This is a genomic window from Candidatus Planktophila sp. (assembly GCF_044232745.1).
Classification (GTDB): domain Bacteria; phylum Actinomycetota; class Actinomycetes; order Nanopelagicales; family Nanopelagicaceae; genus Planktophila.
On record NZ_JBIILI010000004.1, the window covers coordinates 25,770 to 41,829 of the forward strand.

General features: G+C 45.6%; 13 protein-coding genes and 1 tRNA gene. 3 read left to right on the top strand and 11 right to left on the bottom strand.

Going from position 1 to position 16,060, the window contains the following annotated elements; genetic code table 11:
* Positions 1-3: 3 nt before the first annotated feature.
* A complete protein-coding gene (locus tag AC9UGD_RS03685) occupies positions 4-1,041 on the bottom strand; it encodes a glycoside hydrolase family 183 protein (RefSeq protein WP_509569711.1) in 1,038 nt (345 codons plus the stop codon).
* 405 nt (positions 1,042-1,446) lie between these two features.
* Positions 1,447-2,553, bottom strand: a complete 1,107-nt coding sequence (locus tag AC9UGD_RS03690; RefSeq protein ID WP_509569714.1) for a glycoside hydrolase family 172 protein — start codon at positions 2,551-2,553, stop codon at positions 1,447-1,449.
* A gap of 176 nt (positions 2,554-2,729) precedes the next feature.
* Between AC9UGD_RS03690 and AC9UGD_RS03695 the strand changes: the two genes are divergently transcribed.
* Positions 2,730-3,698 (top strand): LacI family DNA-binding transcriptional regulator, encoded by a 969-nt coding sequence (locus AC9UGD_RS03695; RefSeq protein WP_509569716.1) that lies wholly within the window; start codon positions 2,730-2,732, stop codon positions 3,696-3,698.
* Here the strand turns inward: AC9UGD_RS03695 and rbsD are convergent.
* From rbsD to AC9UGD_RS03720, 5 genes are all read right to left on the bottom strand, one after another.
* Positions 3,695-4,096: a D-ribose pyranase gene (gene rbsD, locus AC9UGD_RS03700; protein WP_509569719.1), complete on the bottom strand. Its 402-nt coding sequence runs from the start codon at positions 4,094-4,096 to the stop codon at positions 3,695-3,697. The two genes, AC9UGD_RS03695 and rbsD, sit on opposite strands and share 4 nt — an antisense overlap.
* Positions 4,097-4,104: 8 nt before the next feature.
* Positions 4,105-5,013: a ribokinase gene (locus AC9UGD_RS03705; RefSeq protein WP_509569986.1), complete on the bottom strand. Its 909-nt coding sequence runs from the start codon at positions 5,011-5,013 to the stop codon at positions 4,105-4,107.
* 8 nt (positions 5,014-5,021) lie between these two features.
* A complete protein-coding gene (locus AC9UGD_RS03710; RefSeq protein WP_509569722.1) occupies positions 5,022-5,669 on the bottom strand; it encodes a KpsF/GutQ family sugar-phosphate isomerase in 648 nt (215 codons plus the stop codon).
* A 97-nt stretch (positions 5,670-5,766) separates the two neighbouring features.
* A complete protein-coding gene (locus AC9UGD_RS03715; protein ID WP_509569725.1) occupies positions 5,767-8,367 on the bottom strand; it encodes a GH116 family glycosyl-hydrolase in 2,601 nt (866 codons plus the stop codon).
* A gap of 246 nt (positions 8,368-8,613) precedes the next feature.
* Positions 8,614-8,698: transfer RNA gene (locus AC9UGD_RS03720), tRNA-Tyr, on the bottom strand.
* Positions 8,699-8,803: 105 nt separating this feature from the next.
* Here AC9UGD_RS03720 and AC9UGD_RS03725 point away from each other — a divergent pair.
* Positions 8,804-9,295: a YajQ family cyclic di-GMP-binding protein gene (locus tag AC9UGD_RS03725; protein WP_509569728.1), complete on the top strand. Its 492-nt coding sequence runs from the start codon at positions 8,804-8,806 to the stop codon at positions 9,293-9,295.
* A complete protein-coding gene (rarD, locus tag AC9UGD_RS03730) occupies positions 9,296-10,186 on the top strand; it encodes an EamA family transporter RarD (RefSeq protein WP_509569731.1) in 891 nt (296 codons plus the stop codon).
* Here the strand turns inward: rarD and AC9UGD_RS03735 are convergent.
* From AC9UGD_RS03735 to nuoL, 4 genes are read right to left on the bottom strand one after another with little or no spacing between them, the layout of a single operon-like run.
* Positions 10,154-11,143, bottom strand: a complete 990-nt coding sequence (locus AC9UGD_RS03735; RefSeq protein WP_509569733.1) for a polyprenyl synthetase family protein — start codon at positions 11,141-11,143, stop codon at positions 10,154-10,156. The genes rarD and AC9UGD_RS03735 overlap by 33 nt on opposite strands.
* Positions 11,143-12,660, bottom strand: a complete 1,518-nt coding sequence (gene nuoN / locus AC9UGD_RS03740) for an NADH-quinone oxidoreductase subunit NuoN (RefSeq protein WP_509569736.1) — start codon at positions 12,658-12,660, stop codon at positions 11,143-11,145. The genes AC9UGD_RS03735 and nuoN overlap by 1 nt, the downstream gene beginning before the upstream one ends.
* Positions 12,660-14,168, bottom strand: coding sequence for an NADH-quinone oxidoreductase subunit M (locus AC9UGD_RS03745; RefSeq protein ID WP_509569738.1), 1,509 nt, complete (start codon positions 14,166-14,168; stop codon positions 12,660-12,662). The genes nuoN and AC9UGD_RS03745 overlap by 1 nt, the downstream gene beginning before the upstream one ends.
* Positions 14,168-16,060 carry an NADH-quinone oxidoreductase subunit L gene (nuoL, locus tag AC9UGD_RS03750; RefSeq protein WP_509569741.1) on the bottom strand — a complete coding sequence of 631 codons (1,893 nt, stop codon included), beginning with the start codon at positions 16,058-16,060 and terminating at the stop codon, positions 14,168-14,170. Before nuoL ends, AC9UGD_RS03745 begins: the two co-directional genes overlap by 1 nt.

The window sequence follows — 16,060 nt, forward strand, 5'->3', positions numbered from 1 at the left end:
GTGTTAACTGGTCTTTTTGACTAGATCAGCGCTATACCAAAAGACGTTGTACGGATCCCATAATGAAAGTGTGAAAAAGATTGTCTTTCCATTTTTAGCTGTGTATTCCGGCAGCATGTACGGTGCATATTGCCCTGGAGTCTTTTCACCAGAAATCAGTGATAAACCATCACCCCAAGGACCCCAAGGTGAAACACTTTCACGAATTGTTGTCCCACTTCCGCCGCCGTTGGTATATGTCATAAGCCAACGCTTTAGGTAGCCATTCCAAACAACTGATAACTCTCCAACCGTATCTTCAACGATTGTTTCTGCAGCACTTTGCTTCTTACTCCACTTAGGCTGCAGATCTGTGGTTGTTCCCGAGAAGTATTCATATTCCTTTAAAGATTCAACTTTCTTCTCTGGAACTCTCATGAGTTGAACGCCACTAAAGCGCCCATGTGTCACGCCCCAGAAGTAGAGATAGCTGCCAATCTTGGTAACACTCACTTGTACGAAATTGCTTGTACCTGTCCATCGCGGTGCTGCAAGTTTCGTCCAGCTTTGTCCTTTGTCTTTCGATTTTGCTAAGCCAGAGTGGTTCACTTCCCACTCGCCTGGAACTCCCCAGTGTTTAACTGACATGTACGCCAGATACATCGCCCCATTTGCCTCAAAACCATAAGTTGGAATTACAGTCATTTCGAGGTTGTCGACTTTAATTGAGCTAAGAAGTTCCTTCGCCCAACCGACATCGTCGACGATGAATCCATCAAGTTTTATCCCATCAGAAGGATTTGTATCAGATGAGTATGCAAGTGTGTTAGAACGCCAAATTGTTCCGCCGCCGCCGGTGAGGTTGGCTGCGCGCTCACCGAAGGTATCTCCGAAGACAAACCAGGTTTTTCCGTGTGCCCGGAACATCGACCCGAGGTCTGTACCCACGATTTTATATTTTTCAGTTGCGTTCGGTGACTTGGCACCAGTTAATTGTGAAATTTGCTTTACGTTGGTGACACCCGCAAGAAGAAATGGGGAAGCAGGGGTTTTCTTAGTCAAGTTAGCTTCCGAAATTGAAGGCCCCAATAGAAGAGCTCCTGAAATAAAGAGTGCGAGAAGGAGCGTTGCTCCTTTTCTGCGCTTGTCATCATTTAGCCTTCCGATCCTTGTGATCCTTGTGATCAATTTCATCCTCTTCCTAAGTTCATTTACTAATCAAATCTCATGAAATCGATTTCGTCAATACTCCCTGACAAGAGTCGAAATCGAGTTTTTTCCATTATTTTTCGGGGAATTTGCTTGCAGAAGCGCCAGAAATCGATTACTGGTAGATCCAGTCAAATAAGCCTGATTGAGGGTCAATGCAGCCTAAGAAGGCCCACTGAGCGGCCTGCTTTCTAGCTGATTTCAGCGGTAAGGCAACCTACTAACTTCTTTAGTGCCGATTTCCAGGTGCCAGATTTCTCAGAGGTTTCTTCCAAGATCTGGAACTGGCGCTTTCCCTAAATGAATCTCCATGCTGTCGGCTGTAGGAGTACTAGGGCGATTAGTGAATGGTTGATTCAAGTAGAAGAAGGATGTTGATGCAATGTCATCTTGCAAAGGAAGGTATCTCCACCCTGACCTCCAACCTAGCGCTTGTATCTCGACCCGCAAATGTTGCGAAAAGTAGATGGGGTCAAGAAGGTGCCAGCGATAAAGTCCAAATCTCTGTTGGCTGAAATATAAGCCGTCGGGTCTGATTACTTGTGGCATTCCTAGATACGGAGTTGAGTACTCGGTATATCCCTTTCCAGGAATATCGAAGTTCCAGGCTCCTCCAAAATAATCTTCCGTGCCGGTTCCACAAATTGTGGGGTACTCCTTATCGGAATCTAAATAAAATTTAATCTCGCCTTCGCCCCACCAACCATTGCTATTTACTCCCCAAGCTATATAGGTGCCCACGTATTGCCCTGATCCTTCAATATCTTGGAGCAAGGTGTGAGTTTTCATATATTCCAGCGGCTGGCTACGCCTCCACTGTGCATGTAGATAAGCATCCTGCGAATAGTCACCACCTATTTCGTAGGTGATCTGAAAGTAAACTCGAACTTCAACCGTCGATGTATTTTCTAAAGTCAATTTAGCGCTCTGACGAAATGGCATTGGCCAGTACGAATTGAAACCACCATGAGGATTCGCTGCAATCGGTTGGGAATTTACTTGCGCAAATTCTCCCCATCCGTTACAGAAAAAATCGCCATATGGAACTTCAATTGCTGGAAATTGCGAATCATCCCAATAAGCCCTAAAGAGGAGGGTTCTCCAGTTGTCTTTATGTGTAGTAATCCAAATATGCGTAATCTTGCCAGGGGTGTTGATGTTGGCTAAGTCAAATGTTTCCCCAGGTTTTATATCCACACTTGGTGAAATTTTCCACGTTGGGCCGAGATCGCGAGCGCAATTCGCGCCTGTTCCCTCTGTTGCGCGCCCACCACCACCGACAGAGCCATCAAAATTCTCTGGGCTAATGGATCGGGTTTGCAGTGTGCGTAGCTGTGAAATAGAGTTCAGGTCAGCATTACTCATTCATCTCTCCTCTAACGTTTATTTCGAAACTACAACCCAGTTCTTCGTGCGACGTGTATTTCATAAATCATGAAATCGATTTCTAAATTCTAGAGTGAGAGTACTATTCCTGTCAATAACGTGTACTAAAATGAAATCGATTACTACATTGGTTCACTTCAAAATTTGGAGACTTGATGGCAACGATTTATCAGGTGGCAACGCTGGCGGGGGTGTCTCCCGCAACCGTTTCACGCGTCTTCAATGGCCACACCGTCTCAAAGGACAAAATTCAACTTGTAAGGGCTGCGGCAAAGAAATTGCAATTTGAACCCAATCGCACCGCACGAACTTTGCGACGACAGCGCTCGGATCATATGGCTCTGGTTATTCCCGACATTGAAAATCCATTTTTCACCTCGTTAGCCCGAGGGGTCGAAGATGTAGCACAATCTGCAGGGTACTCGGTTGTTCTTTGTAACACTGATGAAGATTACGAAAAAGAGCTCCGTTATTTCGATATTGTCATGAGCGAAAACATGGCGGGAGTTATTCTTGCTTCTGCTGGAGATCGCAGTGACTTAAGTGGCCTAATTTCTCGGGGACGCCCAATCGTCGCAGTCGATCGTGGACCACACGGATTTAATATTGACTCTGTCATGGTCGATAATCGAGCTGGCGGCATAGCAGCAACTCGCGATCTTATCGATAAAGGATTCAAAAGAATTGCCTGCATCACCGGCCCCAGTGATGTCGAAACTGCGCAGCAACGAACTGATGGTTGGCAAGCTGCTATGAAGCTTTTGAAAGACAATAAACAACCGGCAACCTACTTGCGTCATGCGAATAACCGGGTGGATGGGGGTAGAGAGGCAATGAGTGCACTACTTAGCCTCAATCCGCCACCAGATGCAGTCTTCATTACTAATAATTTAATGTGCATTGGTGCTCTCCAAGTTTTAAGCGAGCGAAATATCTCGCCTTCCTCAATGGGAATAGCTGTTTTTGGAGATTTACCATTTTCTATTTCTTCGGCGATGCTGAATAAGGTTATTCCGTTGGATGCGCGACAACTGGGAGCTACTGCTGCAAGACTATTGCTTGAACGCATTAATGGCGATGAACAGCCTGCCAGAACAGTGGTATTACGCAACGAAATTGGTTAATAAATCACGCCTGACATTAATAGCACGTTTCCAAATGGAAGAAATTCTCCAGTACGTATAACTCCTCTGCCTTGTGCGGCAAGTTCCTTGAATTCTGCGTGAGCAACGGGACAACAATTTGCGCGAGGAAACAATTCTTGAATCTTGGAGAATCTATTGGCTTGAAATTCAAGCACTTCAGTAGAAACATAAAACTTCTCCACTTCAAGTTCCAATGCAACTACTTCTAAGACCTGTAGAACTGTCGGTACATTGGGTCCCATCGATAGATCGATACAGGTAGCACCTTTCGGAATAGTAAACCCGGCATCTGCAATTACAAGAAGGTCGTAATGTCCCATCGCTGCAATTAGTGCGGATAAATCCCGGTTAAGCACTCCTGTTTTTTTCACTGTCATGCCATTCTTTACGCTAGGTCTTTGACAAAACTTGTAACTTCACTTGCCAGAGGCACGGAAAGCGCGGCACCGGCACGAGTCGCAGAAAGACTTGCTGCATGTATCGCGAATCGAGTCGATTCAAAAAGATCTTTCCCGACTGCCAATTGCGCACTCAAGTACCCGCAGAGCGTATCGCCAGCGCCTACAGTATCTACTGCCTCTACTTTCGGGGCGGGAATCACCTCAGATGACAGACCATCCGTTACATATGCCCCATGTAAACCAAGGGTAATTACAACACCTTTACATCCGAACTTTTTCATTAGAAATTCTGCTTGGTCTTTATAACCTCTTGTGGAAATAGCTAGCGCAGCAGCTTCTGTTTGGTTTGGCACCAATATATCGACAAACCCAATGAAGTCATCAAGAACATCCGCCGAAGTAACCGGAGCGGGTGTAAGTACAACGGCCACCCCAGCTTCCTTAGCGATGCGTGCTGCAGTTAATGAGCTGGACAATGGTAATTCCAACTGTAACAACAGTGCGTCAGAAGTTTGAATAAGTTTTGCATACCGATTAACAAATTCATCATCCGCCAGGTCATTTGACTGCGGAATGATAATGATTGAATTATCGCCGTCAGAACTAACTACCGGAAATCCAACGCCTGTTCCAATCTTGGCATCTCTTTCAATTCCGGTGGTATTGATACCCTCAGCCGTTAGTACTTCAAAAAAGGTATCCCCGAAAGTATCTCTTCCAAGATTGCCTAGCATTGAGGTATGTGCACCCGCTCTCGAAGCTGCAACTGCTTGATTAAATCCCTTGCCTCCTGGAGCAATTGCAAAACTTGTTCCTTTAAGAGTTTCTCCTTGTTCTGGTCGCCTAGGGGTATATGCAACTAGATCCATCATGAAACTTCCCAATACGCACACGCTGCCCTTCAAGATTGCGGCTCCGTAAATTCAGTGGACTTGAGCTGCTTGCCTAATGCACCTGCAGGATGAACGCGTGCAAATTCTTTCGGAGTAAAATTACGGGCTGCCATGAGTGCGCAAGCGATTGCATCGCCAAAAGCCAAAGTTACGGTGGTCGATGATGTGGGTGCTAAATTCAGAGGATCTGCTTCACTGGCAGTTGCGATATCTAAAACTGCATGTGAAAGTCTGGCCAAACTGGAATTTGGATTTGCCGTCATTGCCAACACTTGAATTCCAAAGTCGCTCATTAATTGTGCAAAGGCACAGACCTCTGCAGTCTCGCCTGAATTTGAGATGGCAATTAAAAGGTCCCCTGGCGCAAGTGCTCCTGAATCTCCATGAAGAGCATCGGTGGCATGCAGGAAGAACGAAGGTGTGCCCGTGCTAGAAAAAGTAGCTGAGATTTTTGCACCGATCAGCCCCGACTTTCCTAAACCTGTAACGACCACTCGACCTCGACAATTAAAAAGTAACCCCAAAGCCTGTCTTGCTGAAGGTTCAAATCTGCTGCATAAATCCTTCAGCGCGGCAATCTCTATTTCGAGTGAATTTCGAGCCGCGGATATAGCGAGCTCAATTTTCGCCTCGTAAATGTCTTGGGATTCCCCCATTTTAGACTCCTGTAATCGATTTCATGATGCTAGTGAAGAGTAGCACTGGGGCAAAATCTGTCAACAGCGAGTTGTCTGGGTGAGGTTATTTCAGAGATCATAATTCAATCTCCTGGCCGGCAGCGAAGAATCCTGGATTTGGCAATGCTCTAACTGCAGATCCACCAACGCCGATATGAGTCAAATAAATTTGGCCAGCGTTGACGGTCAAATGCAATTTGTCTTCGTGCTGATAAATCGTTCCCCAGCCAAATCCAGTAAACCATGGAATTTTTTTTGATGTCTCGCTTGTAAAGGTGAGGAAGCCAGTTCGCCCATCGTATTGTTGCCCGGTCCACGCTAGTAACGCTCCCCAGCTAGCCATAGCTCTCGCATAGTGATAACCACATTCGGCTTCATTAAATGGATTCCTCTTATAGCCGTCATATCTACTGCGGATGTTGGCAATAACCTGTGTTCCTTTTTCTGCAAGACCTTGATAGATCATTCCAATTGCAGCTGTGTATTCGAATCCCGTCATCACTTCATTGAAATACGGAAAGGGCCTCTTTGGTCTACCACCAAGTGGATACGATGCCATTAACAATCCTTCTTCATCTCCCAAAACATAATTTCTCATATGATTAAATTGAGAATAGAACTCATTTCGATTGTTGTATTTATGGATACTCTCGAGTGTAATTCGCTGCTTATCAGCGTCAACCAAGGACCCCAGGCCACATATGTTGGCTAAAAATTGACCCACCAATTGATCAACTAGGCAACCTTTACCTATTTGAAATTCAGGGTCAGACATATCTGTTGCGCCGGCGGATTCATGCCTCAACCCTTTTGCAACAGCGCTTGCTTGTCCCGGAGGAATGATTTTCTGTTCATAATATTCACCGTTGAAAAGATTCTGATCAATCCAAGAACTTCCTCTGCTAAACAAAATGCTACATTTTTCAGCAAAATTCTGATCACCGACAGCAATTGCCATCTCTGCGGTAGCTTTGAGTGCACCGAGGTACCACAAACCCATCTGAGGATTCGGTCCGAAGTACTCAACATCCATCGTATTGTGTTGTGCACCTTCCATTACGCCATCTTGATCAGCATCCCAGCCTCCAGGAATCCAACAAAATTCCATAGCACTCTTTGCTGCCGGCCAAAGCTTGCGCATCCAGTCCGTATCTCCCGATAATCTCCACTCTCGAAATAACTTCATGATGGCGCCCATTTGTCCATCTGCAGCCGCTACGTCCCACAGATTCCCATACTTCTCTACCGGTAATCCGATTCGAAAACTCATCAGACCATTAGCGTGCATTGCCTCCGTAAATTCGGTTTCCCGCATATCCATCGCCATATCCCCAAAGAGATGCGGGGTAGCTTGCTCATAATTCCATACATGGGTGCAGCTTCCATGACAACTACCGTTGTGGTCACCGACACCTTCCCAAGCAAAGTAATGTCCGTCAGCAATTCTAAATAAAGTTTGTGAACGTAATGTGCTCAGATTAAATAAAGCGGCTTCTTTAATCACTTCTGGCATGTCGGCATCGCAGACCACCCGAACAAATTTCAAAGTATCAATTTCGTACTGTGGCAGCCGATCCTTATGTTGGATAATTACATCCCAAGCATCTTTGTAAAGTGTCGCGTAATGGTTTCCTACGACATCTGCACTGTATGGAGCTTGTGATGTGTCTCCCGCATCTGTGCTCAGCCATGCAAGTCGATTTGGAAAACGCCAAGAAATAAGAAACTCGAATTCCGTTGTTTCACCTGGCTGTAAAATTCTAAAATCAGCGACAGAAGCAACTGGGAGTGGCATTTCAAAAGGTTTTGGTTTGGAGTTTGTCTCTTCAGATACTGCATCGGATTGTAAATTTGAAAGTTTGCCATCTTCTGCAAAATCGTCCCACATTTCGAGTAGTGCGTCACCCCATGAAAAGTTTGCCCACTTATCCCTATAGGTCACATCTTTTCCATTTAGAATTGCCAGAGCGAGCGTCCCGTATCGCTCTGATTCTTTTGGTACACCGCGGCTATCAAGAAAAATCCCTTTTACATTCTCTCCCACTAAATATGTATTGAAATTATCAAATTGCTCAAATCCTTCTCGGTATGGATGAGCATCATTTGGCACAAATCTATTGAAGGAGCCGTCTTCCCCAATGAAATTTTGGAGATTGCCAGCGATTGAAACTTCTAAAGGCGTAGAAGTCTTGTTTCTCACCAGATATTTCAAGCTAGCCATCGGAATGCTGCTCGTCGAAATGTCTGTCGGGATGAATGGATTAAATGCTTTAAGACGAACATCTACCGGGAAATCTGGGTCCTCCAGAACTACCTGGCCTAATGGGTATGCTGCTTCGAAGCGACATTCACGGAATCTGGGTAATCCATGATGGCTCGCTCTGGTACCAAAAGATCCTTCATATTCGCTTGGATCAATTGGCCCCTCAAGAATCTTTAGCTTTGGTACATCGCCAGGGGCGGCTGCGCGAATACAAAAAAATGAATACTGCGGCTGAAAACCCTTTCCTGGACGGTTAAGAACTTCCCAATCTTTCAAATCGCCTTTACCGCCCAAAGATAGGGTTCCTGTTCCTACGCCACCCAGGGGCAAAGCAACTTTTCGTAAATTGTGCCCAGAGTAAGATTTTAAAACAGGCCAATTTAAATCTGAAGTCATATCCATCTCATTTCTCATAAATAAGAGTGTATCTATGAAATCGATTTCTCGAGTCCGAGATGGAAACTTTCTCATACTCCGGAAGAAATCCACCGTGGAATCACAAGAAGCTCCGTGCTCAGGTGGTGGAGGAGCCTCTAAGGCGAGCTGCGTCCAGCGTTTTAAGCCCCCTTGGATCGCTTTTAGGGCTTGTTATCAATGAAAGGGCAATCAAACTGCGCTGGCAGGCACCCTAGGGCCTCATGCTGACTTCTGATCTAAGAATGGTGGCGGGTGAAGGATTTGAACCTTCGAAGGCAGAGCCGGGGGATTTACAGTCCCCTCCCATTGGCCGCTCGGGCAACCCGCCAAGGTCGAACAAGTAGTGCGGCAATTATGGATAGTGCGAGGGGAAAGGATACCTTAATCGCCTGCGCATACAAACCGCGCTTTTATCCAGCGAAGGAGCCTCACCATGGCAGCAGATAGCAGTTTCGACGTAACCTCCAAGATTGACCGCATGGAGCTAGATAACGCCATTAATCAGGCGGTCCGAGAGATTGAGACCCGCTTTGATTTCAAGAACACGGGTTCAAAAATTGAACTTGAAGGTGACAAAGTCTTGATCGAAGCAGACACCGAAGAGCGTGCAAAAGCTGCGCTAGATGTTGTTAAAGACAAGATGATTAAGCGTGGGGTTTCCTTGAAGCACCTTGATGCGGGAGCACCACAGTTGTCAGGAAAGATCTACAAGATCGCTGCACCGCTGAAGGAAGGCATCTCAACAGAAAATGCCAAGAAGATTGCAAAGATGATTCGCGATGAAGGTCCAAAATCTGTAAAGACTCAGATTCAGGGCGATGAACTACGTGTCACATCAAAGAGTCGCGATGATCTGCAAGAAACAATGGCAATGGTCAAAGATGGCGGCTGGGATTTTGCTGTTCAGTTTACGAACTTTAGATAATTGAGTAAAAACAAGCTCGGCCTATTATTTGGTATCAGTGCGTACTCTTTATGGGGTGCATTTCCGTTGTACTGGCCTTTGCTTGAACCAGCTAACGCACTAGAAATTGTTTCGCACCGGGCTGTCTGGACTTTGGTTTTTTGTTTCATAGTGCTTGCGGCAACTAAAGCTCTAAAATCTACGCTGGTAACATTGAAGCAACCCAAAATCACAATTCGGTTGTTCCTGACTTCTCTTTTGATCTCTATCAATTGGTTGGTATACATCTGGGCAACTAATAATGGCCATGTTGTTGAAGCATCACTGGGGTATTACATAAATCCTTTGATAATTATTGGCTTTGGCGTAATTTTGTTAAAGGAAAAGATGCGTCCACTTCAGTGGGTAGCGGTAACAATTGCCAGTATTGGTGTTTTGGTTTTAACAATTGATTATGGCCGCTTGCCCTGGATCGCACTTGCCCTTGCAGTTTCGTGGGGTAGCTATGGCCTTATAAAAAAACAGCTGGGGCTTGGAGCGCTCGAAGGATTAGCGATCGAGACTTTGATTTCAGCATTTTTCTACCTGGGATACCTGATTTATATAGGTAATCAGGGCACAGGCCAGTTCGGACATTCTTGGGGTTTAACCCTTTTGCTAATGAGCGCTGGAGCAGTAACTGCAATTCCGCTGCTGTTATTTAATGGTTCAACTAACCGATTGCCCTTTACAACAATTGGATTGCTGCAATACATCACGCCAACCTTGCAATTTTCAGTTGGTGTGTGGGTCCGACATGAAGATATGCCTACTGCGCGATGGATTGGGTTCTTGATTATTTGGGTTGCACTTTCAACCCTTGCGCTAGATCTTGTTAAATCAAGCAGATCGGTCAATAACAGCGTCGCATAGCGACATCAACGCACCTGTTGCATCATTGATCGGTAGCGGGCCAAGTGCCCCACGAGCTTGCTTAGCTACTTGATGCAACTGTTCGCGTGATTCATCCAGCGCTTTGTGATTGCGCAAAGCAAATAAAACTTGCTGAACAGTTGATTCATCCTCAATTGGTGCACTTAAAAGTCGTTTGAGATCAGCGTCGGCTGGATCAGTTGACTTCATAACATTTAAAGTCACAAGTGTTGGAACACCTTCGCGAAGATCTGTACCAGGGGTCTTTCCAGATTGATTTGATTCGCTTGCAATATCAATAACATCATCTGCTAACTGAAATGCAACGCCAATCTTTTCACCAAATACTGTAACTGTCTCAGTTATATCTGCGGGTGCACCAGAAATCATTCCACCGTATCTAGCAGATGCAGAAATTAATGAACCAGTTTTGTCAGCTACAACTTTTAAGTAATGTTCCAGTGGATCCTGACCTGGGTTTGGTCCTTGTGTTTCCATAATTTGGCCTATAACTAAACGTTCAAATGTTCGTGCCTGTAAACGAACCGCTGCCGGACCAAGATCTGCCAAGAGATCAGATGATTTAGCGAACAAGAAATCACCAGTAAGAATTGCAATCGTGTTCCCCCAGCGCATGTTTGCGCTTTCAACTCCGCGTCGAAGTGGCGCTTCATCCATAACATCATCGTGATACAGGGTTGCTAGGTGGGTAATCTCGCAGGCAACAGCGGCGGCAATGATTCCGTCACGGCTTGGATCTCCATATTGAGCGGTCAAAAGGGTCAATAGTGGGCGTAAACGCTTGCCGCCAGCAGCAACAAGATGATGCGCGGTCTCATCAACAAATGGGTATTCGCTACGAGTATGGCTACGAAGTAAGGACTCCACGTCGGCCATTTGGCCAATTAACTGCGCTTCTAATGCAGGTGCGACGTTTGGAATGCCAAAGGTGGACATTAGCGTATGAAGGTTGCGAGATTAGTTATGAAATCAAGCAAAGGCGCTGGGTAAACACCCAACGCAACTGTTACAACAACTGCGATAACAATTGCTGCTTGAGTCAAGACTGATGGAATCTCAACACTTGTTCCATCTTCAGTTGCATCAGTAAAGAACATCAAAACAATGACACGAATATAGAAGAATGCAGCGATCGCACTTGAAAGTACACCAGCAATTACTACGCCCTTAGCTCCACTTTCGTAAGCAGCAGAGAAAATAGAGAACTTTCCAATAAATCCGCTAGTAAGTGGAATTCCGGCAAAGGCTAACAAGAAAAGCGCAAATGAAGTGGCTGCAAATGGAGAGCGCTTACCAAGACCCTTCCAACGATTTAGATCTGTAACTTCGCCAGCTGAATCGCGGACAAGTGTCACAACGGCAAATGCACCAACAGTTGCTACACCGTAAGCGAATAAGTAGAAAATAGTTGCATCTAGGCCTGCTTTATTAAGTGCAATAACACCTGACAACAAGAAGCCAGCATGGGCAATTGAAGAGTATGCCAACATACGTTTTACATCGCGCTGTGCGATTGCAACAAGTGAACCCAAAAGCATGGTCACAATTGCAATACCTGACAACACTGGAGTCCACGACCACTGTGCATTAGCAAAAACCGTGTAATAAATACGAAGCATTGCGCCAAAGGCTGCAACCTTTGTCGCTGCTGCCATAAAAGCTGTAACTGGAGTCGGTGCGCCTTGATACACATCTGGTGACCATGAATGAAATGGCACGGCTCCGACTTTGAATAACAAGCCAATTGATAGAAACGCGATACCGATTAGAAGAAGAACATCGTTTCCACCGCCGGCAACTATTGATTCGCGAATACCCGCAAAGGTGATTGAGGCTGAGTAACCATAAAGATAAGCAGCGCCAAATAAGAAGAATGCTGAGGAAAATGCGCCTAATAAGAAGTACTTAAGGGCTGCTTCTTGCGATGCTAATCGGCGGCGGCGTGAAAGTCCGGCCATTAAATACAGCGGTAACGACAGCATTTCTAGTGCGACAAACAAAGTGATCAAGTCATTTGCAACCGGAAACATAACCATTCCAGCAACTGCAAACAAGGTGAGTGGATAAACCTCGGTTATTTGGTTTCCGGATTGAACCGCCTGGCGTTCTTCTTCGGACCCTGGCAACGCAGCAGGCAAGGCTGCAAAGTGTTCGGTGTCAGCAATTAAAAAGATCGAGATTATGGCAATAATCAAAATTGATGCCTGCAGCAAAAATGCTGGCCCGTCAAAAACGATTGAGCCGACTGCGGCTGTTAGAGATTGCTGGCCACGGATTCGCCACAACTGCATTAAAGCAAGAAGTAAGGTTCCAAGTGTCAACGTCAGCTGAACAGCTGGGCGAAGCGCCTTTGATACGAAGGCTTCTACCAATACACCAATGAGTGCTCCACCTAGAAGGATGAGCATCGGTGAAAGAAGTGAGTAAGAAAGAACTGGCGCTGTAAATGTCATTACTTGCCCCCATTAGTTGGTGCAGGATCAGTAAATCCCATTTGTGAGATTACATGTGTTGCCGCTGGGTTGATCACATTTAAGAGCGGTGCTGGATAGAAACCCAACACCACAATGATTGCAATAACTGGCGCAATTGCTAATTTCTCGCGAAGGTTAAGGTCGTTAAGGTTTTCATTACCTGGTGTAGTTGGACCATGTAACGCTTTTTGTACCGGGATCAAGATGTACAAAGCCGCCAGCACAATTCCGAAGGTTGCGATAATTGCATGTACTGGGTAGCGAGTAAATGTTCCAACTAGAACTAGAAATTCGCTAACAAAACTTGAAAGACCAGGAAGGGCTAGGGATGACAGGCCTGCTAAAAAGAATGTCCATGCCAACACTGGGGTCACTCGTTGTAAACCACCAAAGTCGGCAATTGTTGATGAACCTCTTCGTGAAATCATCCAGCCGGCAACCAAGAACAGGGCTGCGGTTGAGAAACCATGGTTAAACATGTACAAAATAGCGCCACTTTGGCCTTGTGATGTCATCGCGAAGATTCCCATGGTGATGAAACCAAAGTGAGAGATCGATGTATATGCAATTAATCGCTTGATGTCTTTTGCACCAATAGCAAGGAATGCGCCATAAACAATTGAAATAACAGCAAGTACCAAAATCACCGGTGTAAATGTCTTGCTTGCTTCTGGGAACAAAGTCAGGCAATAACGAATCATTCCAAATGTTCCAACCTTGTCCAGAACACCAAGTAGTAGAACAGAAGTTCCTGGGGTCGCAGATTGCGCAGCATCTGGCAGCCACGTGTGGAACGGCCAAACCGGAGCTTTAATGGCAAATGCAATAAAGAACCCTAAGAACAAAAGATTTTGAGTCGTTGATGACATCTGTAATTGTGACAATTTGTTGATATCGAAGGTGTGTCCGCCTTGAGCGCCTGACATTACGTACAGCGCGATAATTGATGCGAGCATCAACAAACCACCAACAAGACTGTAAATCAAGAACTTAACTGCAGCTGCCGAGCGTTCGCCAGATCCGTAACCTCCAATAAGGAAGTACACCGGAATCAACATCGCTTCAAAGATCACATAGAACAAGAAAACATCTGTTGCGGCAAATACACCGATCATCATTGTTTCTAGAACCAAAATAAGAATGTAGAAGGTTTTAACGCTCCAGCGTCCACCATGTGCTTCATTCCAACCGGCAAGAACAACAACTGGTGCCAAAATTGTTGACATCAAAATAAGTACTAGTGCGATTGCGTCAACACCTAATGCGTAATTGATTCCAAAACTCGGGATCCACGAATACTTTTCGACAAATTGCAGATCAACATTGTCGCGTTGAAATCCAACTGCCATTGCAATTGTTGCTGCCATGACCACAAGGGTTGTAACGAGCGCTGCTTGCTTAGCTGCCTTTTCGCTGCCCTTAGGAAGCGCTGCAATAATTCCAGCACCAGCTATCGGCAAAAGCATTAATAGTGTTAACCACTTCATTACTGAACCACCACCCAAATTGCTGCGATTAGTGCAACTGCGCCAATCAAGATCAAGGCCGCATAGCTTCGAACAAAGCCACTTTGCAAGCCACGAAGCGCTGAACCTGAACTCATTGCCAACTGCCCTACGCCTCGAACTGTGCCATCAATAACTGCATCATCGGTGGCAACCAATGTTGTGGTTAGACCCTGACCTGGACGCATGAAGACCGCTTCGTTAAAACGATCCTGCAGTAAATCCTGTCGGGCAATCTTTGTGAAAATCGAAACATTTTCAGGGGCAACATTGGCAACTTCTTGACGTGAGTACTTAACGAAGGCGATAGCAACACCGATTGCAACCATTGTTAAGGCAAGTCCTGAAACAACTATTGGCTCGAGCAAATGGTGCTCGTGCTCTTCATGATGATCAAACAAAGGATGTAGCCAGTTAACAAGCGCATCGCCACGAGAAAGCAAGAATCCAGATGCTACTGATCCGATTGCAAGAATTGCCATTGGCAACCACATTAACCATGGAGACTCATGAGGATGTGCATCGTCATCCCAACGCTTGGTGCCCGTAAAAGTCAGAATCATGACGCGAGTCATATAGAACGCAGTGATACCCGCACCTAGCAATGTCACGCTTCCAAGAATAATTCCCTTTACTCCCCCAGCATTAAATGCGGTTTCAATAATCATGTCTTTTGAATAAAAACCAGCAAATGGTGGAACTCCGAGAATTGCTAGATACCCCAGACCAAATGTTGCGAATGTAATTGGCATGAACTTACGAAGCGCGCCGTACTTGCGCATGTTTACTTCATCATTCATTCCGTGCATTACAGATCCTGCACCAAGGAACATTCCAGCCTTAAAGAATCCGTGTGTCAGCAAGTGCATGATTGCAAATGCATAACCAACTGGACCAAGACCGGCAGCAAGAATCATGTAACCAATTTGTGACATTGTTGAAGCTGCAAGTGCTTTTTTAATGTCATCTTTTGCGGTACCAATGAGCGCACCGAACATCAGCGTGATCGCACCAACGATTACAACCAAGAGCTGGGCTGTCGGAGCAGCATCAAAAACAAAGTTTGAACGTGTAATTAAGTAAACGCCTGCAGTAACCATGGTCGCTGCGTGGATCAAGGCGGATACTGGTGTTGGACCTGCCATCGCATCGCCCAACCATGCCTGCAATGGGAATTGAGCAGATTTTCCAGCAGCTGCAATTAACAACATGATTCCCATGCCTGTTAATGCGGCCTCTGATGTGTTGTCGACCTGCTCTGCCACACCAGCAAATGAAACTGTTCCCATCGTTGCAAAAGCGATCATGATCGCAAATGACAATCCCATGTCACCAATACGGTTCATCACAAATGCCTTCTTTGAGGCCGTTGCATAAGCCGGCTTTTGATTCCAGAAGCCAATCAATAGATAGGAAGCAAGACCAACGCCTTCCCAACCAACATAAAGGCTGAGGTAGCTATCACCTAGTACCAAGAGCAACATGGCTGCGATAAATAGGTTTAGGTAGGCAAAGAATCTACGACGATCATGATCATGCGACATATAAGAAATTGAATAAATATGAATCAGGGTTCCGACGCCGGTAATCAACAAAACAAAACAAATTGACAGTTGATCTAATAACAGACCAGCATCTACATTGAATGTTCCAACATTGATCCACTCAAATAGCTTTTGGGAAACAGGACGAGCCTCAGTTGAGCGTCCGAGCATCTGGGAAAGTTGATACAGACCAACTCCAAATGATGAAGCCGATAGAGCGGTTGCTAATAGATGACCCCACTTATCGGTACGTCGGCCACCAAGAAGTAGTAGTGCTGCTCCTGCCAATGGCAGTGCAATCAAATAAACAAGGCTAGTGGAGGTAGTCAT